General features: G+C 67.7%; 22 protein-coding genes. 13 read left to right on the top strand and 9 right to left on the bottom strand.

Going from position 1 to position 25,164, the window contains the following annotated elements:
* Positions 1–18 precede the first annotated feature (18 nt).
* Together NWF34_RS12725 and cobF are read left to right on the top strand one after the other, a co-directional pair.
* Positions 19–828: an SDR family oxidoreductase gene (locus tag NWF34_RS12725; protein WP_258325205.1), complete on the top strand. Its 810-nt coding sequence runs from the start codon at positions 19–21 to the stop codon at positions 826–828.
* Positions 829–830: 2 nt separating this feature from the next.
* Entirely contained in the window at positions 831–1,598 is a 768-nt protein-coding gene (cobF, locus tag NWF34_RS12720) for a precorrin-6A synthase (deacetylating) (protein WP_258325204.1), read from the top strand.
* 138 nt (positions 1,599–1,736) lie between these two features.
* Here cobF and NWF34_RS12715 read toward each other — a convergent pair whose 3' ends face one another.
* Both NWF34_RS12715 and NWF34_RS12710 read right to left on the bottom strand, forming a co-directional pair.
* Positions 1,737–2,486 (bottom strand): ABC transporter permease, encoded by a 750-nt coding sequence (locus NWF34_RS12715; protein WP_258325203.1) that lies wholly within the window; start codon positions 2,484–2,486, stop codon positions 1,737–1,739.
* A gap of 10 nt (positions 2,487–2,496) precedes the next feature.
* Positions 2,497–3,237, bottom strand: a complete 741-nt coding sequence (locus NWF34_RS12710; RefSeq protein WP_258325202.1) for a 3'(2'),5'-bisphosphate nucleotidase CysQ — start codon at positions 3,235–3,237, stop codon at positions 2,497–2,499.
* A gap of 25 nt (positions 3,238–3,262) precedes the next feature.
* On the opposite strand from NWF34_RS12710, the gene NWF34_RS12705 reads away from it, so the two are divergent.
* On the top strand, positions 3,263–4,153 hold the full coding sequence (locus tag NWF34_RS12705) for a DNA-formamidopyrimidine glycosylase family protein (protein WP_258325201.1): 891 nt from the start codon (positions 3,263–3,265) through the stop codon (positions 4,151–4,153).
* A 3-nt stretch (positions 4,154–4,156) separates the two neighbouring features.
* Complete coding sequence (locus tag NWF34_RS12700) at positions 4,157–4,825, top strand: response regulator transcription factor (RefSeq protein WP_024499961.1); 669 nt, start codon at positions 4,157–4,159, stop codon at positions 4,823–4,825.
* Here the strand turns inward: NWF34_RS12700 and NWF34_RS12695 are convergent.
* Positions 4,810–6,309: an ATP-binding protein gene (locus NWF34_RS12695; protein ID WP_238064213.1), complete on the bottom strand. Its 1,500-nt coding sequence runs from the start codon at positions 6,307–6,309 to the stop codon at positions 4,810–4,812. The genes NWF34_RS12700 and NWF34_RS12695 overlap by 16 nt on opposite strands.
* A gap of 136 nt (positions 6,310–6,445) precedes the next feature.
* Between NWF34_RS12695 and NWF34_RS12690 the strand changes: the two genes are divergently transcribed.
* Genes NWF34_RS12690 through NWF34_RS12670 form a run of 5 tightly spaced genes read left to right on the top strand, consistent with a single transcriptional unit; the run spans position 6,446 to position 11,670 of the window.
* Entirely contained in the window at positions 6,446–8,176 is a 1,731-nt protein-coding gene (locus NWF34_RS12690) for a thiamine pyrophosphate-binding protein (RefSeq protein WP_024499963.1), read from the top strand.
* Positions 8,173–8,838 (top strand): hypothetical protein, encoded by a 666-nt coding sequence (locus NWF34_RS12685; RefSeq protein WP_024499964.1) that lies wholly within the window; start codon positions 8,173–8,175, stop codon positions 8,836–8,838. The genes NWF34_RS12690 and NWF34_RS12685 overlap by 4 nt, the downstream gene beginning before the upstream one ends.
* Positions 8,835–9,860, top strand: coding sequence for a 3-oxoacyl-ACP synthase III family protein (locus tag NWF34_RS12680; RefSeq protein ID WP_024499965.1), 1,026 nt, complete (start codon positions 8,835–8,837; stop codon positions 9,858–9,860). Before NWF34_RS12685 ends, NWF34_RS12680 begins: the two co-directional genes overlap by 4 nt.
* Complete coding sequence (locus tag NWF34_RS12675; RefSeq protein ID WP_024499966.1) at positions 9,857–10,891, top strand: histidinol-phosphate transaminase; 1,035 nt, start codon at positions 9,857–9,859, stop codon at positions 10,889–10,891. The genes NWF34_RS12680 and NWF34_RS12675 overlap by 4 nt, the downstream gene beginning before the upstream one ends.
* Positions 10,892–10,920: 29 nt before the next feature.
* Positions 10,921–11,670 carry an SDR family oxidoreductase gene (locus tag NWF34_RS12670; protein ID WP_024499967.1) on the top strand — a complete coding sequence of 250 codons (750 nt, stop codon included), beginning with the start codon at positions 10,921–10,923 and terminating at the stop codon, positions 11,668–11,670.
* Between the two features lie 19 nt (positions 11,671–11,689).
* Here the strand turns inward: NWF34_RS12670 and NWF34_RS12665 are convergent, their stop codons facing one another.
* The 4 genes from NWF34_RS12665 to NWF34_RS12650 form a co-directional block, all read right to left on the bottom strand.
* A complete protein-coding gene (locus NWF34_RS12665; RefSeq protein ID WP_024499968.1) occupies positions 11,690–12,223 on the bottom strand; it encodes a hypothetical protein in 534 nt (177 codons plus the stop codon).
* Positions 12,224–12,243: 20 nt separating this feature from the next.
* On the bottom strand, positions 12,244–12,771 hold the full coding sequence (locus NWF34_RS12660) for a hypothetical protein (RefSeq protein WP_024499969.1): 528 nt from the start codon (positions 12,769–12,771) through the stop codon (positions 12,244–12,246).
* Positions 12,772–12,881: 110 nt separating this feature from the next.
* Complete coding sequence (gene pgi / locus NWF34_RS12655; RefSeq protein WP_024499970.1) at positions 12,882–14,579, bottom strand: glucose-6-phosphate isomerase; 1,698 nt, start codon at positions 14,577–14,579, stop codon at positions 12,882–12,884.
* A 75-nt stretch (positions 14,580–14,654) separates the two neighbouring features.
* Positions 14,655–15,014: a chorismate mutase gene (locus NWF34_RS12650; RefSeq protein ID WP_006436126.1), complete on the bottom strand. Its 360-nt coding sequence runs from the start codon at positions 15,012–15,014 to the stop codon at positions 14,655–14,657.
* A 100-nt stretch (positions 15,015–15,114) separates the two neighbouring features.
* Here NWF34_RS12650 and NWF34_RS12645 point away from each other — a divergent pair, with 100 nt between their 5' ends.
* On the top strand, positions 15,115–16,929 hold the full coding sequence (locus NWF34_RS12645; protein WP_258325200.1) for a hypothetical protein: 1,815 nt from the start codon (positions 15,115–15,117) through the stop codon (positions 16,927–16,929).
* A 1-nt stretch (position 16,930) separates the two neighbouring features.
* Here NWF34_RS12645 and NWF34_RS12640 read toward each other — a convergent pair whose 3' ends face one another.
* Positions 16,931–18,487 carry a hypothetical protein gene (locus tag NWF34_RS12640; RefSeq protein WP_258325199.1) on the bottom strand — a complete coding sequence of 519 codons (1,557 nt, stop codon included), beginning with the start codon at positions 18,485–18,487 and terminating at the stop codon, positions 16,931–16,933.
* Positions 18,488–18,681: 194 nt separating this feature from the next.
* Here NWF34_RS12640 and NWF34_RS12635 point away from each other — a divergent pair, with 194 nt between their 5' ends.
* On the top strand, positions 18,682–21,195 hold the full coding sequence (locus tag NWF34_RS12635; RefSeq protein ID WP_258325198.1) for a UvrD-helicase domain-containing protein: 2,514 nt from the start codon (positions 18,682–18,684) through the stop codon (positions 21,193–21,195).
* Positions 21,196–21,463: 268 nt separating this feature from the next.
* On the opposite strand, the gene NWF34_RS12630 is transcribed toward NWF34_RS12635, so the two are convergent.
* A complete protein-coding gene (locus NWF34_RS12630) occupies positions 21,464–22,609 on the bottom strand; it encodes a M23 family metallopeptidase (protein WP_258325197.1) in 1,146 nt (381 codons plus the stop codon).
* A 447-nt stretch (positions 22,610–23,056) separates the two neighbouring features.
* Between NWF34_RS12630 and sucC the strand changes: the two genes are divergently transcribed.
* Positions 23,057–24,220, top strand: coding sequence for an ADP-forming succinate--CoA ligase subunit beta (gene sucC, locus NWF34_RS12625; RefSeq protein WP_258325196.1), 1,164 nt, complete (start codon positions 23,057–23,059; stop codon positions 24,218–24,220).
* Positions 24,221–24,233: 13 nt separating this feature from the next.
* Complete coding sequence (gene sucD, locus NWF34_RS12620; protein WP_006436132.1) at positions 24,234–25,136, top strand: succinate--CoA ligase subunit alpha; 903 nt, start codon at positions 24,234–24,236, stop codon at positions 25,134–25,136.
* The last annotated feature ends 28 nt before the right edge of the window (positions 25,137–25,164 follow it).

The raw sequence follows: 25,164 nt of genomic DNA, 5'->3' as shown, positions 1-25,164 counted from the left end.
TGCGATACCGTAGCGGGCGTGAGCTCTCAGACCGTTCTCGTCACCGGCGCGACCAGCGGCATCGGCGCCGAAGTCGCCCGCCAGTTCGTCGCCCGTGGCCACCGGGTCTACGGCACGACCCGTAACCCCGACGCCGTGCGGAACCCGATCGCCGGTGTCACCTACGTCCGCCTGGACAACGCCGACTATGACTCCGCCACCGCCTGTGCCGACCTCGTCGGTCCGGTTGACATCCTCGTCAACAACGCCGGCGAATCGCAGGCGGGCGCGCTCGAGGACACCTCGATGCAGGCCATCGAGGATCTGTTCCGCGTCAACGTGTTCGGGCCGATCGCGCTCACGAAGGCGGTTCTTCCGGGGATGCGGGAGCGGCGTTGGGGCACGGTGGTCATGGTCGGCTCGATGCTGTCGAGTTTCCCGGTCGCGTTCCGTTCCAACTACGCGGCGACCAAGTCGGCGTTGAAGGCGTTCGCGCTGGCCACCCGTCGTGAGGTGGCGCCGTACGGGATTCGCATGATCTCGGTGGAGCCGGGCACCATCGCCACCGGGATCGGCGATCGTCGGTCCATCCATGTCGGCGAGAACTCGCCGTACCGTGCCGAATACGAGACCCTCGCCGCGGCCACCCGCCGCAACGAGGACGCCGGGATCAGCGCGGAGGACATGGCCACCCAGATCGTCGACGCGGCGCTCGCCGAGCACCCGAAGCCGTTCTACGCCAGAGGAAATCAGGCGGGAATCGTGTTCTTCCTGCGCCGGCTCGCGCCGCGCCAGCTGATCCTGGACATGACCGCCCGTAAACACGGCCTCCCCAAGGTGAAGATCTGACCGTGCGAATCACGCTGCGGGTCATCGGGATCGGGCCCGGCGGTCCACGCCAGGTCACCCTGCAAGCCATCGACGCCATGGCCGACGTCGACGCCTTCCTCGCCCTCGAGAAGGGAACGGCCAAGAGCGGGTTACTCGACGCGCGCCGGGTGATCCTCGATGCGCATGCGCGCGCGGGCTATTCGCTCGTCGAGATCCCCGATCCGCCGCGTGATCGCACCCCGGCCGACTACGACGCCGAGGTCCGGCGCTGGCATGCGGCTCGCGCGGACCTGATCGCCGCCGCACTGCGGAACGAGGTCGGCGACGGCGGGGTCGCGGCCTTCCTGGTGTGGGGCGATCCGGCGCTCTACGACAGCACACTGCGCATCGTCGACGACCTGGCCGCCCGCGACGACCTCGAGCTCTCGGTCGAGGTGATTCCCGGCGTGACCAGCGCCAGCGCACTCACCGCCGCGCACGGCATCGTCGCCAACCGCGTCGGCGAACCGATCCACATCACCACCGGTCGACGCCTCGCCGAGACCCCCGCCGGCGCCGATGCCAACCAGATCGTCATGCTCGACGGCGATCTGGCCTTCCGTCACACCGCCGACCCGGACGACCACATCTGGTGGGGCGCCTACGTCGGCACCGCCGACGAGATCCTCATCAGCGGACGGGTGGGCGACGTGACCGACCGGATCGTCGAAGCTCGTGCCGAGGCGCGTGAACGCATCGGCTGGATCATGGACATCTACCTGCTGCGCAAGGCTTCCCGCCCCGCGTGATCGCAGAACTGAAGTCTGAGGAACCTTCCACTCCCAGACTTCATTCCGGAGTTGCGACTTCGATCGAGGTCGCAACGTCGAAATGAGTTCTGGGAGTGAAGGAACGCCCAGGCAGACCCGCCACTGTTCTGATCGTCGTCACAGGTCCTCGCGCGCCACCAGCTCCACCGTGACGAGCATGGCGATCGAACTGACGGCGAGCAGCGCGATGAGTACGAACAACTGCATCGCCGCGGCGGCCCACACCGACGCGCCGCCGAGCACCATGCCGACGAAGGCGCCCGGGATCGTCACCAGCCCGACGGCCCGGGTCTGATCGAGCCCGGGTATGAGAGCGGTCGCCGACGCCGGGGCGCAGATCTCGAACCGAGCGTCGCGGGGGAGAAGGCCCAGCGAAAGCGCGGCCTCGACTTCACCGTGTCGTGTGGTCAGCTCGTCGTGTGCCCGCCGACCGGCGAGGGACGTGGTGACCATCGCGCCGCCGAGCAAGATGCCCGCGGTGGGGATGACCGCGATACCGCGGGCGGGCAGCACACCGACCACGACCAGCACGAGCACGACGACGATCGTCGGTGCCGCGACCGGGCCCAGGCACCGCGCGACGGTGACGAGGTCGGATCGTTTCGGACGAATGCGCCGCGCTGACGTCCAGGCCGCCGCCACCGCCATGACCACGACGAACAGCGCCGACGCCCACAGATGCGGAATCACCACCGCCAGTAGCCCCGCCAACGCCGCCAGTTGCACGACGGCCCGCAGGGTCGCCACCAAAGTGTCGGTGGCCAAACCGCTTCGGCGGTTCACCAGCACCGCGACGATGGCGAGCACACCGATGGCGACCGCGAGGACCGGTCCGATCCGGACGACGGCGTCGCCGATTCCGTTCACATCGGCCAGTTCACCAGATCTGCTGCAGGGCCGCGAGCATGTCCTCGCGGATCTCGCGGCGGCAGATCACGAAGTCGGGCATGTAGGGGTGGCGATTGTTGTAGACGATCTCCGACCCGTCCAGGCGACTGCAGTGCAACCCGGCCGCCATTGCGACCCCGACCGGCGCCGCGTTGTCCCACTCGTACTGGCCGCCGGCATGGACGTAGGCGTCGGCATCACCACGGACGACGGCCATCGCCTTCGCGCCGGCCGACCCGACCGGAACCATCTGCAGGCCGAGCCGGTTGGACACGTAGCTCGTCTCGTATGAGCCGCCCCACCGCGAGGTCACCATGCGACGGGTCAGTTCGCCGCCAGGCTTCTCGACGGTGTCGGCGCGGAACAGTTCGCCGGTGGCGGGCAGCGAGACCGCCGCCTCGGTGACGGTCCCGTTCTCCGTCAACGCCACGTGCACAGCCCAGTCCGCGCTGCCCGCGGCGAATTCTCTTGTGCCGTCGAGCGGGTCGATGATCCACACGCGCTGGGCCGTCGAGCGGTCGCCGACGTCGGCGGCCTCCTCGGACAGAACAGCGTCGCGCGGACGGTGTTTGCGCAGGACGGTGGAGATCCACGCCTGCGCGAGAGCATCGCCGACATCGCCGAGCATGCTGCCGGCCAACAGGCCGCCATGACGAATCCCGAGGAGGATCTCCCCGGCTCCCTGGGCGATCCGGGCGGCCAGCTCGGCGTCGGAAAGTCGGGAAGTCATCCCTTTACTAGAGCACACTGGTTGCATGCCCGAGCTCCCTGAGGTGGCCGCCATCGCCGACTATGTCGACGGACGTGCAGCCGGACTCCCGATCCGGCGAGTCGATGTCGCGTCCTTGTCCGTTCTCAAGACGGCCGATCCGCCGTACACCGCGCTCACCGACCGGATCGTCGAATCGGTCGGTCGCGTGGGCAAGTACCTGGTCATCCGGACCATCCCGGGTTCGGAGGCGACGGCACCGGAGCCGACGCTGGCGCTGGTCATCCACCTGTCGCGCGCCGGCTGGGTGCGATGGAGTGAGGACCTCTCACCCAAGCCGCTGCGCCCGGGCGGGAAGTCGCCGATCGCGCTGCGGGTGCACTGCGGTCTCCCCGGTGAGGGATTCGACGTCACCGAGGCCGGAACCCAGAAGCGTCTGGCGGTATGGCTCGTCCGCGACCTCGCCGAGATCGACCGCGTCGCCGGCCTCGGCCCCGACGCACTGGAACTGACCGAGGAGCAGTTCGCCGAGATCCTCGCCGGCACCACCGGGCGCGTCAAGAACGTGCTCACCGACCAGCACACCATCGCCGGGATCGGGAACGCCTACTCCGACGAGATCCTGCACACCGCGCGACTGTCGCCGTTCGCGTCGTCGAAAACTCTCAAACCCGACCAGGTGAGCGCACTCTACGACGCGATGCGCGCCGTGTTGACCGACGCCACGAGTCGCCTCGAGGGGCAGACCGTCGCCCGGCTGAAGTCGGAGAAGCGCACCGGCCTCCGCGTCCACGCGCGCACCGGACTACCGTGCCCGGTCTGCGGCGACACCGTCCGTGAGGTGTCCTTCGCCGACCGCTCCTTCCAGTACTGCCCGACCTGCCAGACCGGTGGCAAGGTGCTCGCCGACCGCCGGATGTCGCGGCTGCTGAAATGAGCGATGGTGCACGCGCTCGTCGTCGACGATGACATCAGGGCAGCCGAGACGGTCCGCCGGATGCTCGTCAGTGATGGGTGGGCGGTCACCCTGGCCTTCGACGGTCCGGAAGGGCTCTGGCGGGCCACCGAGGGAAGCTACGACGTGATCATGCTCGACATCATGATGCCGGGGATGAACGGGTACCGCGTGCTCCAGAACCTTCGTGAGCGCGAGGTCTGGACCCCGGTCCTGATGCTGAGCGCGAAGGACGGTGAGTACGACCAGGCGGAGGCGCTCGACTGCGGCGCGGACGACTATCTGGTGAAGCCGTTCTCGGTCGTCGTCCTCAAGGCGCGGCTGCGGGCGCTTCTGCGTCGTGGTGCCCCGGAGCGTCCCGCGACCCTGCGCGTCGGCGACCTCTTCCTCGACCCGGCCGAACACCTCGTGCGTCGCGGCGACACCCCGATCACCCTGACACCACGCGAGTACGCGGTGCTCGAATGCCTCATCCGCCACGCCGGAACCGTCGTCTCGAAAACCGACATCCTGCACTCGGTGTGGGACGAGAACTACGAGGGTGACCCCAACATCATCGAGGTGTACATCGGGTACCTGCGCAAGCGGATCGACCAGCCGTTCGGCGTGCACAGCATCGAGACCGTCCGCGGGGTGGGTTACCGCATCGGTTGACGAGGCGGCATCGCGAGTGCCGTGCTGACCTCGCCGTCGCCCGTGCCCTCCGGGAGACGACGAGCCGTCGGGAGGGAGATGACGAAGGTGACGCCGTGCGCGAACCCGGCCGGCGGGTCCTGCACGGACACCGAACCGCGGTGCGCACGGACGATCTCGCGGACGATGGACAACCCGAGACCGGAGCCGCTGCGGTTGCGGCGATCGACATCGAGCCGGGTGAAGCGGTCGAAGATGATGTCGCGACGATCCCGCGGGATGCCCGGGCCGTCGTCGGTCACCGCGATCGACGCGACCCCGGCGGCGGGGTCGAAGTACATGTCGAACCGGACCGTCGACGCCGCGTAACGCACCGCGTTCTCGGCGAGGTTGCGGATCGCGCGCGACAGTTTCTCCGGATCGCCCGACGTCCTGATCGGGATGATCGTGGTCGCGACTGCGGCGAGCCCCAGTGACCGGAGGCGTCGCGCCTCGGCGGCGACGATGTCGTCGAGGTCGACGTCCCGGATGTGCAGCGGCACACCGTGTTCGTCGGAGCGTGCGAGCAACAGCAGATCGTCGACCATGTTCTGGAGCCGGCGGGCCTCGGGAAGCAGCAAGGTGCGGGTTGTCTGCACGTCGATCGGGGAGTCGGTGTCGTCGGCGAGATCGAGCAGACCGACCACCGTGGTCAACGGACTGCGCATCTCGTGTGAAGCATCCCCGACGAATCGCAACTGCGCCGCACGGCTCTGTTCGAGACGTTCGAGCATCGAGTTCATGGTCGTGGCCAGACGCGTCACCTCGTCGTCGGTGGACGGGACCGGCACGCGACGCGACAGATCCGACGCGGTGATCGCGGTGACCTGCTCGGTGATCCGCCCGACCGGGCGCAGTGCGCGACCCACGAAGAACCAGATGGCCACCGCGGACAGGAGAACCAGGATCGGGAGTTCGACCGCGAGCACGAGCGCCGTGTTGATCAGACTCTGCCGGTACGCGTCCGCCGACACCGCGACGACCACGGTGTACGAGGCTCCGTTGTGCGAGGTGGCGGTGACGGTCGCGCAGAACTCCACATCGCTGCCGGGGATCAGCCGTCCCTTCACCTGCGACGACGTCCACAGTGCCGGGCGCTCGGTCGTCACCGCATCGCCGGAGGCGCCCGGTGAGGACGCCACCACGTCGCCGGTCCCGTCGATCACCTGCACGATGTCGGCCCCGGAACCCATCCCGAGCGACTCGGGGGAGATCTCCGAGATCCCGCCCTCTCGGATCTCTGCGGCGATCTCGTAGGCCCGGTAGCTCGTCTCGTCGTACATCGTCCGGCTGTCGGCGCGATTCAGCATGAACAGCATCACCGCGGCACCGATGAGCAGAGCGATGGTGACGAGGAGGGTCCCGACGATCGTGGACCGGATGCGGACTCCCTGACTCCGGCGTAGAAGAGCAGGGGGCCGGGGGAGCGCGCGGCGACCGGAGGCCATGCGTGGAAAACCGGACATCGCGACTCCTCGCCGGTGCCTACCGAGACAGCACCTGCTGATCACTCAGCCTAGGTCGTCATGCGTTCGCACGACAGTGTTCGATCGGTGTACTGCTTCAGCGGTTCTTCAGGTTCGGCGACGCAGAGTTGTTCCCATGACCTTGACCGCAGACCTCAGGCATCGGGCAGCCGCCACCGCCGACGCGCACGTCGCTACTCAGACGGTTGCCGAATACATTGTGGAACAACTGATCTCAGCGTCTATGGCCCTCGGGTTCGGTGTGCACGGAGCCAACATCGAAGACCTCTACGACGCCGCGACGCGTGCGCCGGGGATGACGGCGGTCGTCGCCAAACACGAATTCGCCGCCGGTGCGATGGCCGACGGCACCGCTCGGATGACCGGCCGGCCCGGCGTCGTCATGACCACCTCGGGTGGTGGCGCGATGAACGTCGTCCCGGCACTCGCCGAGGCGTACGACAGCCGGGTCCCGGTGCTCGCACTGATCGGCACCGCGCCGTCGACGCTGGTCGGCCGCGGGGCCTTCCAGGACATGCTCGCGCCGCCGGACACCGTCGACATCGCCGGAGTCCTGTCGGCCGTCACGGGTTCGTGTTCGGTGGTCGGGCACGCCGACGAGGTGCCCGCTGCGCTCGCAACGGCCTTCGCCACCCTTCACCGAGGTCTGCCGGCCGCTGTCCTGCTGCCCAAGGACGTCCAGTCCGCGCCGGGCCCCCGACTGCGGCAACTGCATCCCGGGGAGTGGGTGCAGCACGGAATCGGCGTATCGGGGCCGACGCTGTTCGCGGTCGCCGACGAACTGTGCGCTCTCGCGGAATCCGGTGCGCGGCTGCTCATCTGGGTGGGTGACGAGGCCTCCCGTGCGGAGGCCGGCCGACCGGTCGAGGCTCTCGCCGACGCGCTCGGTGCAGTGGTCGTCGCGGCTCCCGGCGGTCGTGACATCCTCAGGGACGCCGACGGTTTCGCGGGCGTCACCGGTGTGATGGGACATCCGTCGGCGCATCGTGCCATCGCCGATGCGGACGCGTGCCTCGTGCTCGGGTGTCGGATGACGATGACCGATCGCGCCGGACTCGACGAGGCACTGGGACGACTGCGGTTGATCCACCTCGGCGCCGAACCGCCGCGGATGCCCGGCGACGTCGACCATGTGCGGTGTACCGACCTCGCGGCCGCGATCTCGCGACTGGCCGGTGGGGTCCGGCGACGACTCGGCCATGATCGGCCGCGCGAAGCGGTCTCCGTGACCCACCTGACCGTGCTGCCCGGACGAGCGGGCCTGGACATGCGCACCGCGATCGAGGAGATCGGGCGTGCGTTGCCGCCGGACACCCCGGTGTTCGCCGACGCCGGCAACGCCGGTGCCGCCGCGATCCACCACCTCCCGTGCGGCCACGGCAGATTCGTGGTGGCGCTGGGCATGGGCGGCATGGGATACGCGATCGCGGCCGGGATCGGCAACGCCATCGACTCGGTCGCCGGTGAGAAGCCGAAACGAACCGTGGTGATCGCGGGAGACGGCGCATTCTTCATGCACGGCATGGAGATCCACACCGCCGTCGAACACTCCGCGCCGGTCACCCTCGTCCTGCTCAACAACAACGCACACGCGATGTGCATCAGCCGGGAACGACTCTTCTTCCCGAACACGCCCAGTGTCAACAGGTTTCAACCCAGTGACCTGGCCGGCGGATTGGCCTCCATGTTCGACGGGCTGGTCGTCGCCCGCGCCTCCGACGCCGCATCTGTACGCGGGGCAGCCACCGAGCTGCTGTCGCAATCCGGTCCGAACTGTCTCGTCGTCGACGTCGATCCCGACGAGATACCCCCGTTCGTCCCGCTCATCCCGAAAGGACAGTCATGACAGTGCTACAACCCGCCCTCGCCGACCTCGGCGAGGATGCCGCGACCCTCGCCGGTCTCGTCCGTATCGAAACCCATCCGCGGCCGGTCGCGACCCCGCTCGTGCTCGACAAGCTGCGGTCGGTGTATCCCCACGACCAGATCTACGGTGAGTTCTGCCCGGTGCAGGGCTACGTCGACGCCCCGCCCCGCGAGGTGTTCGACTGGCTCGCACACACCCGGTCGCTGGAGGAATGGAGCTACAGCCTCCGCGGATTCACCGAGACCGAGGAGCCGGGATTGTGGGTCGCGCAGGACCGGTTGGGAGCCGACACCGAGATCTACGTCCGCACGGTGGCCTCGCCCGAGTCGATGACCGTCGACTATCACTGCGCGTGGGACCAGGGCCGTCACCTCTGGATGATCTATCTGATGCGGGTCGTCGACGCGCAGGTCGTCTTTGACAAGCCCGGTTCCGTTGTCCTGTGGGTGAATTGCCATCACCCGTTCTACGACGAGAACCCTTTCCCGGAGACCGCTCCGCCCGAACGGCCGGTGTGGGTGGGGGACTTCTGGGACACCTTCGCCCCCGGCCATCAGATCGAACTCGACAACCTCACCGCCATCGCCGAATACCGGCACCGCAACGGCCTCCCGCTCACCCCAGAATGGATGCGATCATGACATCGAACCCGGTCAGCCTCATCGACCTCGCCACCTATCTTCCCGAGAAGGTCGTTCCTGCAGCGTATTACGCGCAGTTCGCCGAGGACGACACCCTGGCGGACAATGTGATGTTCCGCGCACCGGCATTCCGTCATCATGCTGCCGAGGGGGAGACGTCGGCAGACATGATGCTCTCGGCCACGCGTGAGCTGTTCGAGCGGCACGGCGACGATTTCCTCGACGACGTCGACGTGGTCCTCACCCACAGTCAGCTGCCCGAGGTGCCCGTGCGCGGTTGCGGAGGGGAGGTGGCCCATCGGCTCGGTATGAGACCTTCGACCGTCCTCGACGTACACAACGGCGGTTGTGCGGCGTTCATCCACATGATCGATGTCGCCGCGGCGTTGCTGCGGGCCGGCGGAGGCCGCAAGGCGTTGCTCGGGTTGGCGCAGAACAGTGCAGGTCAGGTGTTCACCCAGGAACAGGTCCGCGGTAAGGCGCAGGCCGCGATCCCGGGAGATGGTGCGGCGGTGGCCGTGCTGACCGTCGACGACGTGGATGCGAGCCCGGTTCTCGGCCTGCGTTGTCACTCGTTCGGGCAGTACTCCGGCGACATGACCGGGGTCTCCGACCCGCCCCGCAAGTACTGGGAGGCCGGACCGGGCCAGGTGCACATCGGGTTCACCGACTCCAAGATCGCGAAGGTGCTTGCGCGGGGCAACCGGATGGTGCCCGAAGTCGCGATCGAGGTGGCTGACGAGATCGGCATCTCGCCGTCGGATCTCGACTGGTTAGTCACCAATCAACCCAGCCGGATCTTCCTGCGCAATTGGCGTGAGGCGCTCGAACTGTCGGACAGCCATCACCCGGACACGTTCGACGAATGCGGCAACCTGTTCGCCGTGGCCATCCCGGTCTCCCTCGACGCCGCCATCTCCGACGGGCGCATCGGCGAGGGCGACATCGTGATGATGGCTGCGTTCGCGCACGCCGGCGACTTCTCCGCGGCCGCCGCGCTGAGATGGGGAGGACGGCCGTGAGTCCGCCGCTCGCCGGCGGCGCGTCCTGGCCACGCATCCGGCTGGACCTCAACGAATCGGCCTACCCACCGCTGCCCTCGGTCGCGGCGGCGCTGCAGAACGAGATCCTCGATGCCCATCGGTACCCCGACTTCCTGCCCGATCGCACGCGCGGACAGATCGCCTGCCACCTCGGTCTCGTACCCGAGCGGGTCACGGTGGGCGCGGGGGCGACCGGAGTCGCCCTGGCCGCCTTGCAGTGTGCGGTCCGCCGGGCGACAGCGGCCGGCGTCGCCGCGCCGGCGTTGCTCACCTCGACGCCCACCTTCGACGGCTATCCGATCCTCGCGCGGATGGTCGGGATGCGCTTCGACGCAGTCGACCTCGCCGACGACGGCGCAGTCGACCTCGATCGCCTGCTCGCGGCGATCACCCCGGAGACGGTGGTGGTCGTGATCTGCTCGCCGCACAACCCGACGGGCTCGGTGGTGAACGAGGGCGACCTCAACCGGTTCCTCGGAGCGGTGCCGCCGCACGTGACCTCCATCGTCGACGAGGCGTATGTGGAGTTCGGCGAGACCACGCCGGATCTGCATCGGCTGATCCGGAACCCTCGCGTCGTGGTGCTGCGGACCTTTTCCAAGGCGTACGGTCTGGCCGCACTCCGCGTCGGGTACGGAATCGGCTCCACCGAACTGATCACCGACCTGCGCGCACACGAGGTGCCCTTCGCCGTCGGGCGGGCCGCGATGGCGGCCGTCCCGGTCGCGGTCGATGCGGAACTCGAGCTGGCGCAACGAGTCCGGTCGATGAGGGGGGAGCGGGACCGGATGGTGGACATGCTCGCGCACATGGGTTTCCGGGTGCTGCCCAGCCACGCCAACTTCGTCTTCTTCCCCGGTGCGGAGGGCGTGTCGGTCGGCCGGATGCTGTGCGGGCTCGGGGTTGCGGTGAAGGCGTGCGGCACGGCGGGAACCCGTATCACCGTGGGCGACCGTTCCAGCACCGATCAGGTCATCCGCGCCCTGCGACTCACCTCCAGGTCCGCGTAGTCGGCGGTGGTGCCGGTAGGTTCGGGTCCATGACCGCGACGACACGGCAGAAGATCCTCATCACGGGTGCGAGTTCGGGACTCGGCGAGGGCATGGCCCGCAGATTCGCCGCCCAGGGGCGTTCGCTGGCACTCGCCGCGCGGCGCCTCGACAAGCTCGAGGCACTGGCCGCCGAACTGCGACCCTCGGCGGCCCAGGTCGCGATCGCCCGACTCGACGTCACCGACCTCGACGCGGTGCCGGTCGTCTTCCGCGCGCTGGCCGGCGAACTCGGCGGCCTCGATCGCGTCATCGTCAACGCCGGGCTCGGCAAGGGGGCACCGATCGGCACGGGTAAGGCGGCGGCCAACATCGAGACCGTACAGACCAATCTCGTCGGCGCGCTCGCGCAGGCCGAGGCCGCGCTGGAGATCTTCCGTGAGCAGAACGCCGGTCACCTCGTCCTGGTCAGCTCGATCTCCGGGGTCCGGGGCATGCCCAAGGCGCAGGCGGCGTACTCGGCGTCGAAGGCCGGGCTGACCGCGCTGGGGCAGGGACTGCAGGCCGAGTTCGCGGGCTCACCGATCAGGGTGTCGGTCGTGGCGCCCGGCTACATCGAGACCGACATCAACCGTGGCGTGAAGACCTCGCTGATGGTCGACACCGACAAGGGCGTCGACGCCATGGTCGCGGCGATCGAGGCCGAGAAGAACTGGGCCCCGGTACCCGCGTGGCCGTGGACGCCGATCGCCGCGGCGCTCAAGTTCCTGCCGGCGTCGATCAGTCGACGGATGGTCTGAATCGTTGCCGGCGGAGTGACTACTTCCAGTAGTCCTCGTCGAACACCTCGTCGGGGATCTCGTCACCGGGTTCGACGCCGAGCTTCTCGAGCCGGCCCATGAGCGCGGCGGCGGTGGCCACGAAGGTCACGAGATCCTCGGATTCGACGGATCTTTCGGCGGGATCGCCACCGAGGAACTCGTAGAGGGCCGGCGGTACGCAGGCGCCCATGTCGAGTGAGCGTGTGCCGGTGGCGGTCCGCCAGGCATCGAAGCTCGCGACGTCGACGGCTTCGGCGACCTCGCCCGTGCGGACGGCTGCGAGCACGTCGTCGATGGTTGCCAACTCACCCGAAGATCCGCTGGACGCGTCGAATCCGAGCACCGTCTCGGCGTCGATGGATTCGTCCTCGGCGAGCGTGAAGTAGACGACCCCACGCCAGTCCGAGGCCAGCGCCTCGATGTCGGTCCGGCCGAAGATGTCTCCCAGCAACTCGCTGACCTGGTCACGACGACGGCTCCCGAACATCTGAAATGCGCCCGACGCCACGCTCTGTCCCTGCTTGTTCGCCACAGACCGTCACCTTACGCAGGTCAGTCGTCGATGCCGAGCACGACCACGCGGCCCGTCGACGGCGACAGGTACACCGTCGCCCGCCAGTCACCCGACGAGAACGCGTCGTCCAGGTGCTGCCCGCCGACGAACTCGCCGACCGGGACGAAGCCGCGCAGTTCGGCGGCCACCCGGTCGGGCGCGGCCACCGGTTCCGCGTGATACTCATCGGCCCAGGCGGTTGCGCGCTCGGGCCCGACGTCGACGACGGTGTCGAACCAGTAGGCGGTGGGACCGGGTACCCGCTCGGAGGACCCGGGGGCGGACCCGAGGGTTCCCGCTGCCCAGCAGTCGACGGTGCCCTCGGTGAGCAGCGGAAAACGACGGGCCACCGGCTCGATGTTCGGGCTGGGACCGGCGGTCACGACCTTCACCGCCGCGGGAGCGGACGTCGACGTGCCCGGCGCGCGATCGACAGGATCGTCGGGGGTGCAACCGGTGACGCCCACGAGAGCCAGTGTGACGGCCGCGAATCCGGCTGCGGGGCGTCGAATCCGGTGTGGCAGCATCCCGCCACGCTAGCTTCCCGCGGTCCCGTTTCCCATCCGCTGATCGGATCCGATCAGCGCGAAGGAACCCGGCACCGCGGGAGGGAGACGCGCTCGCGGGAGCTCCGATCTCAGACCGCTCGGCCCCGATGACGGCGGTACCACGCGACCAGCTCGTTCGTTGACGAATCGTCGTCGCTCGCGGGTGCATCGGCCTGGGTGATGGTGCCCAGGAGTGCCTTCGCCTGGGTCTTGCCGAGTTCGACGCCCCACTGGTCGAAGGGGTTGATCCCCCAGATGACACCTTCGACGAACACCTGGTGTTCGTACAGCGCGATCAGCTGGCCGATCACCGACGGGGTCAGTCGGGGAGCGAGGATCGACGTGCTGGGACGGTTGCCCGGCATCACCTTGTGCGCCAGCACATGTGCGGGCACGCCCTCTGCGGCGATCTCGTCGGCCGTCTTGCCGAAGGCGAGCACCTTGGTCTGCGCGAAGTAGTTGCTCATCAGCAGGTCGTGCATCGAACCCGAGCCGTCGGGACCGGCGGGCAGGTCGTCGGTGGGTTCGGCGAAGCCGATGAAGTCGGCCGGCACGATCCGCGTGCCCTGATGCAGCAGCTGATAGAACGCGTGCTGGCCGTTGGTTCCCGGCTCGCCCCAGAAGATCTCGCCGGTGTCGGTGGTGACGTGGTGTCCGCTCGCGGTCACCGACTTGCCGTTGGACTCCATGGTGAGCTGCTGCAGGTAGGCGGCGAAGCGTGCCATGTCGTTGCTGTAGGGGAGGACCGCCCGGGTGTCGATGTCCCAGAAGTTGTTGTACCAGAGGCCGATCAGGCCCAGTATGGCCGGCGCATTCTGCTCCAGCGGCTGGGTGCGGAAGTGTTCGTCGACGATGTGGAAGCCGTCGAGGAACTCGGCGAAACGCTCCTTGCCGATCGCGGCCATCACTGACAGTCCGATCGCCGAGTCCACGGAATAGCGTCCGCCGACCCAGTCCCAGAAGCCGAACATGTGGGAGGTGTCGATCCCGAACCTCGCCACCTCGTCGGCATTGGTGCTCACGGCGACGAAATGCTTTGCCACCGCCTCGGACCCGGCATCGAGGGCCTCGAGCAGCCAGCTCCGTGCGGCGGCGGCGTTGGTCAGCGTCTCGAGGGTGGTGAAGGTCTTCGACGCGATGATGAACAGCGTGGTCTCGGGGTCGAGCCCGTCGAGGGTGCCGACCATGTCGGCCGGATCGACGTTGGAGACGAAGTGGCAGCGGATCCCGGCGTCGACGTAGTGGCGGAGAGCCTGGTACACCATGACCGGCCCCAGGTCCGACCCGCCGATGCCGATGTTCACGACGTCGGTGATGCGTTTTCCGGTGTGACCCTTCCACTCTCCGCTGCGGAGACGGTCGGTGAACTCGCCCATCCGGGTGAGGACCTCGTGCACGTCGGCCACCACGTCCTGTCCGTCGACGGTCAGGGTGGCGTCGGCCGGGAGCCGAAGGGCGGTGTGCAGGACGGCCCGGTCCTCGGAGGTGTTGATGTGCGCGCCGGCGAACATGTCGTCGCGGCTCTCCTCGAGTCCGACCTCGCGGGCCAGACTCATCAGCAGTTCGAGTGTCTCCCGTGTCACCCGATGCTTGGAGTAGTCGATGTGGAGATCGCCGACGTCGACGGTCAGATCGCGGCCGCGCGCGGGATCGAGCGCGAACACCTCGCGCAGATGAAGTGCGTACACATGCGGTTGGTGTGCGGCGAGAGCCTGCCAGGACTGCGTTGCGGTGATGTCGCCGTGGTCGGTGCCGGTGAAGTCGCTCCCGGTTGCCTGCGTGCTCATGACACCCAACCCTATGTGTTCGGCGTCCCCACCGCGACGCTCGTCACAGCCGTCGGCACAACTTCACGATCGCGGTCAGCGTCCGAGCGGACCGCGCCCGAGCCGGAGCAGGAGCATCGCAAGGGTGTGACCTTCTTTGCCGAGATCGGCGAAACGATCGAGGACCTTCACCTCGCGACTGTGCACGAGTCGCGGACCGCCCGACGCCATCCGCGCGGCGCCGATCTTCTTCGAGACCGCCGAGCGTCGTTTGACCGCACCGAGGATGACGGCGTCGAGCCGGTCGATCTCCAGACGCAGTTCGTCGATGTCGTCCGGCAGGTCATCGACGTCGGAGGTGAGCTGGTACTTCTCGAGATCGATCGTGTTCTCGAAGGACGTCCCCGTCGATTGCTGGGGTTCGTCGGATCCGGAGCTCGGGCTGCGATCGGTCACGGCCTGATTTTGCCACGTCGCACCGATCCGACCTGCAGGTACCCGAGCGGACCCGGCACCCCTCGATGTGCTCGCGTTCGCCACATGGAGACTGGAGCGCATGCTCAATGCGCGCATGGTGTCGATGATCGCGGTGGCCCTGATCGCCGCACAGCTGATCATCCGGGGGTGGCTCGTCGCGACCGGGAACTTCTACTGGGACGATCTGGTGCTGATCGCCCGGGCCTCGTCGAACCCGATCCTCTCCTGGGAGTACCTCGGGCACAGTCACGACGGCCACTTCATGCCGGCGGCCTTCCTGCTGGCCGGAGTGGCCACGTGGCTGGCGCCGGTCAACTGGGTGGTCCCGGCCCTGACGCTGATCGTGCTGCAGGCCATCGCGTCGATCGCGGTGTGGCGGATGATCCGCGTCATCGCGCCCGCGGCCCGGGCCGGCGCGCTGGTGGCGCTGGCGTTCTATCTGTTCAGTCCGATGACGGTGCCCGCCTTCGCGTGGTGGGCGGCGGGCCTCAACACCCTGCCGATGCAGGCGGCGCTGGCCTGGATCGTCGCCGACGCCGTGGGACTCGCACGCGGTGACGTCGACCCGGCCCGACGCCGCGCCGTGTGGATCCGGTCGACGGTGGTCTTCGTGGTCGCACTGGCCTTCTTCGAGAAGTCGCTGTTCATCCTCCCGATCGCATTCGTGGTCGCGGTCCTGGCGAACGGCAGTGGGCGACGCGCGCTGACGTCGACCCTGCGCGCCGGCCGCGAGCTGTGGGCGTCGCTCGCGGTGATCACCGCGATCTGGACCGTCGTGTACTTCGTCACCGCCGATCCGACCGCGGGCAACCACTCGGTCGGACAGACCGCCCGGCTGGTGTGGCGTTCGGTGAGCCACGCCATCGTGCCGTCGCTGGTCGGTGGCCCGTGGGAGTGGGACCGGTGGACGCCGAGCCCGCCCACCGGGTTCCCCGCGACATGGATGATCGTCGCCGGCTGGGTGGTCCTGGCCGCGGTCGCCGGGTGGGCGGTGACCCGGGAGCGTCGGGCGGTGCCGATCGTGGGCTTCGCGGCGCTGTACGCGGTCGCTGCGCAGATTCCGGTGATGTGGAATCGGTCGAGCCCGGAGACCGCGATCGAGCTCGCCCAGCACATGCGGTATCTCCCCGACACCGCGCTCGTGTTCGCCATCGCGATCGCGCTGCTGGTCGGCGTCCGGCCGACCGATGCCCGGCCGACCGATGCGCAGCCGGACCGTCGCCACGCTGCCGAGGAGACATCGCCGACGGTGCTCCTCCTGCCCACTGTCGGTGCGCTGGCCATGGTGTCGGCACTCGTCTCGCTCGTGTCGTTCTCGGCGTCGTGGCGTGACAACCCGACCGGCGACTACCTCGACACGGCGGTCGCCACCCTGCACGACAACGCCGATGCGACGCTGCTGGATCAGTCCGTCCCGCTGGAGATCCTGCAGCCGGTCGTCTACCCGGACAACCAGATCAGCCGCATCTTCGGTCGAGTCGACCCGCGGCCGGACTTCGGCACGAGTACCGACCGCCTCCTCGTCCTGGACACCGCGGGCAACGCAGTGCCCGGCGGGGTGACCCAACGCCGGCTCGTCACCGCGGGAAAGGGCAGCTGCGCCCGGCCCGAGATCTCCGGACCGTCACGTCTGGAACTCGACGGCCCGCTGTTCCGCTGGCCGTGGACGGTCGCTCTCAGCTATTGCGCCACCCGCGACGGTGAGATCGAGATGAAGCTCGACGGCGGCCGGGCGGCGCGCGTACCGGTCCGGTCGGGGCTCGGCTCGATCTACGTCCGCCTCGACGGCGGCGGCGACGCGATCTCGGTGCGTCCGGTGACCGCGGGGCTGCGACTCCACACCGGCGCCGGCCGGGTCGGCGAAGCGGTCGAGGCGCGCTTCGCCGGCGGCTGACCTACTCGTAGAAGTAGGCGGTGACGTTGTCGGTCTGTCCCTCGGAGTCGATCAGCGAACGCAGCGCCGACGCGGTCTCCGGTTCGTTGACGAAGTAGACGACCTTCACGTCCCCTGCGGCCTTAACCTGCTCGCCGATCTGCTTCTTGAGGACCGCGGTCCCCTCCCAGCTCGGGTCGAAGCTGCCGGCACTGATGTGCTCTTTGTAACCGGGGCCGAAGGTGACGTGCAGGTTGCCGTCGGTGCCGATGCCGTCGAAGAGATACTCACCGCGCTTCACCGCGTAGTAGCTGGGCAGGCCGGTGATGCCGGCGCCGTAGCGCGCCTGCTCGGGGCTCTTGTTCCCGGTGCGGACGTAGACGACCTCGGTGTTGGTCTGCTTCTCGTTGTCGTCGATGAGCTTGTTGAGGTCGGCCTCGGTGGTGTCGAGGAACGCCAGGTAGGTGTATGCCGAACGCGGGCCGATCGACGAGTTCGCCGGCAGGTTGGTCGCGGTGCATCGCGTCGTGGCGGTGCGGCCGAAGTCGACGCGCACGACCGGCTTGCACTCGCCGCCCAGTGCGCCCGGGGGACGGCCGCCGACGGCGAAGTTCAGGGTCATGCCGTAGTTGAAGTGACCCGTGACGTCGTCGGCCCACGGGATGCCGGAGACGGAGAAGTCGTAGGCGCAGGCCACGGTGGTGCACTCGCCGACCAGTCGCGGGGTGACGACCGGCTGCTTGGCCCACAGGCCCGGCGCCGGCGCCGACAGCAGATCGCCGACGAGGGCGCGCTGATTGGCGAACACCTTCTGGGCCTGGTCGGCGGGCTGCAGGCTCACCGAGGTGTCGATGTCGTAGGTCGCCGAGCCCTGCTTGGACTGACCCTTGACGTTGGTGACGTTCTTGGTCTCCGGGTCGAAGGTGACCTCCCAGCCGCCGATCTTCACCTTGTTGTCGCCGATGAACTCGATGGGTGGGTCGCTCGTCGGCCACCGGCGGGCGTCGGGCGTGCCCTTGTTCGGGGTGGGGAGCTCGGCGCCGAGCTGCGGTTCGGAATCGGATTCCACGTTGCCGATGTCGCCGGCGAGGTTGTCCGGGCCGAGGATGGTGCCGAAGCGCGGGAGGCTGGTGAAGCGGGTCGACGCCCACTTGTTGTCCAGGGGCGCCATGTCGAGGTTCAGCTTCTCGTCGGCGACGAGCAGCTCGTTCCACAGGGCGTTCGGCGCGCTGATGAAGGGGTTGTTGCTGATCTGGCGGTACTCGCCCTGCTCGGATCCGAGCGACACCGTGCCCTCGGCGGTGTTCGACGTCGTCACGATGAGGTCGCTGAACTCGACCGTGCCCTCGCCGCGGGCGTCCTCGTATTTGTAGGCGACCTTGCCGGTGTACTTGGCCGCGGGGCTCGTCGCCATCTTGAAGAGCACCTCGTCGAGGCTCTTCTGGGCGCGGAACGCGGCCGTGGGTTCGACCGTGCCCGCACTGCTGAACGGCACGAACGACAGGATCAGGGCCACGGCGAGTGCCAGTGCTCCGACGACCATCACGATGGCGGCGGGGGCGATGGACGGTCTCTTCATGGTCGCCTCTTTCGGTCGACGAGGCATGGATCCGCATCGACGGGCGCCCCGAGCCAGTGATACCGGGTCATCGTAGCCGCGGGAACAGGCGTCACGGGTGTCAACGCACGGGGCGGTCGAGCGATCGGACGACGGGCATTCGGGCACATGGCCTGCGGAGAGGTGTCGGTGCGGGCGGGTAGCCTGGACTACCGATGAACAGCTCTTCTTCTGCCCCTCTCCTCGCCGGTCGTACGTCTTCCTCCTCCTCGGGGACGGCTGCCGCCGACGACCGTGTCGCACGCCTGCTCGAGGGCCTCAATCCACAGCAGCGCGCCGCGGTGCTCCACGCGGGCTCACCGCTGCTGATCGTGGCGGGTGCCGGGTCGGGCAAGACCTCGGTGCTGACCCGCCGAGTCGCCTACCTGCTGGCGGCGCGCGACGTCACGCCCGGGCAGATCCTGGCCATCACCTTCACCAACAAGGCCGCCGCCGAGATGCGCGAGCGGGTGATCGACCTCGTCGGCCCGCGGGCGGCCTACATGTGGGTGTCGACCTTCCACTCGACGTGCGTTCGCATCCTGCGGGCACAGTCGGGGCTGCTGGAGTCGATGAACTCCAACTTCTCCATCTACGACGCCGACGACTCGAAGCGGTTGCTGGGCATGATCATCCGCGACCTCGATCTGGACCCGAAGAAGTTCAGTCCGCGCGGCGTCTCGGTGGCCATCTCGAACTTCAAGAACGAGCTGATCTCGCCCGACGAGGCGGCGGCCGCGGTGAACGAGGACGACCTCGCCGCGGCGACGATCGCCCGCATCTTCGCGGAGTACCAGCGCCGGCTGCGGGCGGCGAATGCGTTCGACTTCGACGATCTCATCGGCGAGACCGTCGCGCTGCTGCAGCGGCACCCGCAGGTGGCCGAATACTACCGGCGCCGGTTCCGCCACGTCCTCGTCGACGAGTACCAGGACACCAACCACGCCCAGTACGTACTCATCCGCGAACTGGTGGGCGAGCAGACCACGGCGAGCGGACTCGAACCGTCGGAGCTGTGCGTCGTGGGTGACGCCGACCAGTCGATCTACGCCTTCCGCGGTGCCACGATCCGCAACATCGAAGAGTTCGAGCGCGACTTCACCAACGCCGAAACCGTTCTGCTCGAACAGAACTACCGCTCGACGCAGACCATCCTGTCGGCCGCGAACGCGGTCATCGCGCGCAACACCAACCGCCGCGAGAAGAAGCTGTGGACCGACTCCGGCGACGGCGAACTCATCGTCGGCTACGTCGCCGACTCCGATCGCGAGGAGTCGACGTTCATCGCCAAGGAGATCGAGGAACTCACCGACTACTCGATCGGCGGCAGTTCGAGCCACAAGTACTCCGACATCGCGGTCTTCTACCGCACCAACACCGGCTCACGTGCGATCGAGGAGGTGTTCGTCCGCCACGGCATCCCGTACAAGGTGGTCGGCGGCACCAAGTTCTATGAGCGCAAGGAAGTCCGGGACGTGGTCGCCTACCTGAGGGTGATCGCCAACCCGGATGACTCGGTGAGCCTGAGGCGCATTCTCAACACCCCCCGTCGCGGCATCGGCGATCGCGCCGAGGCCTGTGTCGCCGTGCATTCGGAGAACACCGGACGGAGCTTCTACGAGTCGCTGATCGACGCCTCCGAGGGCAAGGTCGCGTTGCTGAACACGCGCGCGGTCAAGCAGATCGGTGGCTTCGTCGAACTCATCGAGGGTCTGCGCGCCGATTTCCTCACACATTTCGGTGACTCCGACACCGACGACGCCGACACCGCCTTCCTCGACGCCACCGAGGAGTCCGCCGACATCGGTGAACTCGTCGACGCCATCGTCGAACGAACCGGTTACCGTGCCGAGCTGGAGGCGTCGAATGATCCCCAGGACGGCGCACGGTTCGACAACATCAACGAACTCGTCGCCGTCGCACGGGAATTCAGTGCCGACGCCGCCCAGATCGACCTGGAGGCCGACGAGGACCCGTCCATCGAGAGCGATCGCGAGGGCGAGCCGGAACCCGGTTCTCTCGCAGCGTTCCTCGAACGTGTCTCGCTGGTCGCCGACGCCGACCAGGTGCCCGACGAGGGTGACGGCGTCGTCACGATGATGACGCTGCACACCGCGAAGGGTCTCGAGTTCCCGGTCGTGTTCGTGACCGGTTGGGAGGACGGGCATTTCCCGCACATGCGCGCTCTCGGCGACCCGGCCGAACTGAGTGAGGAGCGTCGTCTCGCCTACGTCGGCATCACGCGTGCCAAGCAGCGTCTGTATCTGACCAGGTCGGTGACCCGCGCATCGTGGGGACAGCCGGTATCGAATCCGGAATCCCGTTTCCTGCAAGAGATCCCGCAGCATCTGATCGACTGGCGACGCACCGAGCCGCGTCGTTCGGCGCGTGGCTTCGGCGGGTCGTCGGGCGGGGTGTTCGGTCGCGACGGCTCGTTCTCGGGCTCGGGTTCGGGTGGTTCGTCGTTCGGTCGCGGCCGGTCGTCGTACTCCTCCGACCCCGCGCGCGGACGGAACAAGCAGGTGCACTTCGACATCGGCGATCGGCACAACCATCCCAAGTACGGCATGGGCAAGGTCGTGGCCAAGGAGGGGAGTGGCGCCACCGAACGCGTCACCATCGACTACGGCGGCAGCGCCGGACGCGTCACCCTGCTGACCGCGGGCGGAATCCCGGGGGAGAAGCTCTAGGAAGTAGTGCGGCGCCCTTCGAGGCTCGTCGCTTACGCTCCTCGCACCTCAGGGAGCGAGAGTGGGCGTGCGCTATCGCACCTCAGGGAGCGAGAGTGGGCGTGCGCTATCGCTACTGAGGGAGCGTGAACGGGCGTGCGCTATCGCTACTGAGGGAGCGTGAACGGGCGTGCGCTATCGCTACTGAGGGAGCGAGACTGGCGTGCGCTATCGCTACTGAGGGAGCGAGACTGGCGTGCCGCCTCAGACGGGTCGCTGTCGGAGAAAACTAGCCGGTGTAGGCGGAGAGCTTGACGCCCTTCGCGGCGAGCCACGGCATCGGGTCGATCTTGGTGTTGCCGTTCTTCCACACCTCGAAGTGGAGGTGCGGGCCGAACGAGAAGCCCTCGTTGCCGACGAGCGCGATGACATCGCCCGCGGTGACGTGCTGGCCTTCGCTGACGAGGACGCCCGACGAGGACATGTGGCCGTACATGGTGACCGTGCCGTCGTCGGCGCGGATCTGGACCCAGTGGCCGTATCCGGAGGCAGGTTCGGCCTTGATGACGACGCCGTCGGTCGCCGCGTGGATGGGCGTCCCGAGCGGGGCGGCCATGTCGATGCCGCCGTGCATGGTGCCCCAGCGCATCGCGAAGGCGGAGGTGAAGTCGTACTTGCCGAGCGGGATCGGCGAGGCGAAGAGCGGGCGACGGGCCAGGGCCTCGCGCTGCGCCTCGTCGGCGGCCATCTTGGCGCCGACGCCGAGCTGACCGGTGAAGACGTTCATCTGGTCGGTCACCGGCGATGCCGTGGCGACTCCCGGACCGAGGTCGACGGGGGCGGCGGCGTCGTTGACCGCTGCTGCGTTCACCGGTGCCGTGGCGGGCGCGTCCTCGGTGGCACCGACCTGAGAGACGGCGGCGACGGCTGCGCCCGCTGCCATGGCGATCAGAGCGGCGCGACCGCCCTTGAGGGCGTTCGGCGGTGCCGCGATGCGATGCTTGCCGCCACGACGGACGCGCTGGCCGGCCGGGTTCGTGCGGAACGGGCGGAGTGCGGAGTCCGTGTCGGACTCGTCATCGATGAGGATGTCCAGTTCGGCGCCATCGACGTCGAACGGCTCGTCGTGCTCGTACTGATCGAACTCGTGCTCGGGGATCAGGATGTCCTGAGTGATCTCCGAGTGGGTCGGGCGGTAGTAGCCCTTCCAGGACGAGGGCGTCCAGGTGGTCTCCTCGGACGCTGTCCGGGTGGCGGAGGAAGACGAGTCGGAGGTGTCGTAACCGAAGTCGTAGTCGCTGAGGTCGTAGTCCGTGTCGTCGTCGACGACGGGGATGATGGTGGTCATCTCTTCTGCTCTGATGTCCTCGACCAACCCGCCCGATCGGACGCGGCTCGATCCGCGTGAGACTCCGGGTCCCGCCAAATCGTCCACCTCATCTCTTCGCTGCCGCGGATCCGAAATCATCGTCCGTAATCCTTTTGTGACCAATCTCCGAAGCCGACGGTAACGAAATGATTGCGGCAAGTCCAACCCTAGAAAGCCGCTAATCGGAAATTTGTGAGCTGAGTCACAAGACTTTTCCAACTTCGTCAGATCGTCAAATCGCTGGTTTGCCGACCTGTATGAGGCGGCTCGCCGGCGTCGTCGCCGCGATCGATTCAACACCTTGTGCGAGAGACGCGCCTCGTCGGGTCTGGAGGACGGCAAATGTGCCAGGTGAGACGTATCGCGACGTACCCGAGAGTAAGTTCGGACCGAGCGAGTGATCTGTCGCACAAGGGCAGGGTGCGCGCGAAAGGGCGATCCAGTACGGGTTTAAAGTCCGATATGGCCCGCGTTACACCCTTAAGCGGGCAAATCTACGAGATGGTGAGCTGAATGGATCTCTTCGAATACCAGGCGAAGGAACTGTTCGCCAAGCACGGGGTTCCCACCACACCCGGTCGGGTGACCGATGATGCCGCCGACGCGCGGGCGATCGCCGAGGAAATCGGCAAGCCTGTGATGATCAAGGCGCAGGTCAAGACCGGCGGACGTGGCAAGGCCGGCGGCGTGAAGTACGCCGCGACCCCGGACGACGCGCAGTCCCACGCCTCCAACATCCTTGGTCTCGACATCAAGGGTCACATCGTCAAGAAGTTGCTGGTCGCCGAGGCCAGTGACATCGCGGAGGAGTACTACATCTCTTTCCTCCTCGATCGTGCCAACCGCACCTACCTGGCCATGTGCTCGGTCGAGGGCGGCATGGAGATCGAAGAGGTCGCCGCAACCAAGCCCGAGCGCCTCGCCAAGGTCGCCGTCGACGCCGTGAAGGGTGTCGACCTGGAGACCGCCCGTTCCATCGCCGAGCAGGGCCACCTGCCTGCCGAGGTCCTCGACGCAGCCGCGGTCACCATCGCGAAGCTGTGGGAGGTCTTCGTCAAGGAAGACGCTCTCCTCGTCGAGGTCAACCCCCTCGTCCGCACCCCTGACGATCAGATCCTGGCCCTCGACGGCAAGGTCACCCTCGACGACAACGCCGACTTCCGTCAGCCCGGCCACGAGGAGTTCGAGGACCGCGACGCCACCGATCCCCTGGAGCTCAAGGCCAAGGAGAACGACCTCAACTACGTCAAGCTCGACGGTGAGGTCGGCATCATCGGCAACGGTGCGGGTCTGGTCATGTCGACCCTCGACGTCGTCGCCTACGCCGGTGAGAAGCACAACGGTGTGAAGCCGGCCAACTTCCTCGACATCGGTGGCGGTGCCTCCGCAGAGGTCATGGCTGCCGGCCTGGACGTCATTCTCAACGACGAGCAGGTCAAGAGCGTCTTCGTGAACGTCTTCGGCGGCATCACCGCCTGCGACGCGGTCGCCAACGGCATCGTCGGAGCTCTCGAGAAGCTGGGTTCGGAGGCCAACAAGCCTCTCGTCGTCCGCCTCGACGGCAACAAGGTCGACGAGGGCCGCAAGATCCTGGCCGATGCGAACCACCCGCTGGTCACGCTCGCCGAAACCATGGACTCGGGCGCCGACAAGGCCGCCGAGCTGGCGAGCAAGTAAGGGAGCCCGGAAAATGTCGATCTTTCTGAACAAAGACAACAAGGTCATCGTCCAGGGCATCACCGGCGGTGAGGGCACCAAGCACACCGCTCTGATGCTCAAGGCCGGCACCAACGTCGTCGGCGGCGTCAACGCGCGCAAGGCCGGCACCACGGTGTCGCACGTCGACGCCGACGGCAACAACATCGAACTGCCGGTGTTCGCCTCCGTCGAAGAGGCCATCAAGGAGACCGGGGCCGACACCTCGATCGCCTTCGTGCCGCCGAAGTTCTCCAAGGACGCCATCATCGAGGCGATCGACGCGGAGATCCCGCTGCTGGTCGTCATCACCGAGGGCATCCCGGTGCAGGACAGCGCCTACGCGTGGGCCTACAACGTGGAGAAGGGTGCCAAGACCCGCATCATCGGCCCGAACTGTCCCGGCATCATCACCCCGGGTGAGGCGCTGGTCGGCATCACGCCGAACAACATCACCGGCAAGGGACCGATCGGTCTGGTCTCCAAGTCGGGCACGCTGACCTACCAGATGATGTACGAGCTGCGCGACCTCGGCTTCTCCACCGCCATCGGTATCGGCGGCGACCCGGTCATCGGCACCACCCACATCGACGCCATCGAGGCGTTCGAGAAGGATCCCGAGACCAAGCTGATCGTGATGATCGGCGAGATCGGTGGCGACGCCGAAGAGCGTGCCGCCGACTACATCAAGGCCAACGTCTCCAAGCCGGTCGTCGGCTACGTCGCGGGCTTCACCGCGCCGGAGGGCAAGACCATGGGTCACGCCGGTGCGATCGTGTCCGGTAGCTCCGGCACCGCACAGGCGAAGAAGGAGGCCCTCGAGGCCGCGGGCGTGAAGGTCGGCAAGACGCCGTCCGAGACCGCCGCGCTGGCACGGGAGCTCTACGAGGCCCTGTAAGTCGTCTCGACACGAAGAACCCGAGCGG

The sequence above is a fragment of the Gordonia sp. GONU genome (assembly GCF_024733855.1).
GTDB classification, from domain to species: domain Bacteria; phylum Actinomycetota; class Actinomycetes; order Mycobacteriales; family Mycobacteriaceae; genus Gordonia; species Gordonia amicalis.
Note: the sequence above shows the minus strand (reverse complement) of the source record. Positions and strands in the feature narration are given on the sequence as shown.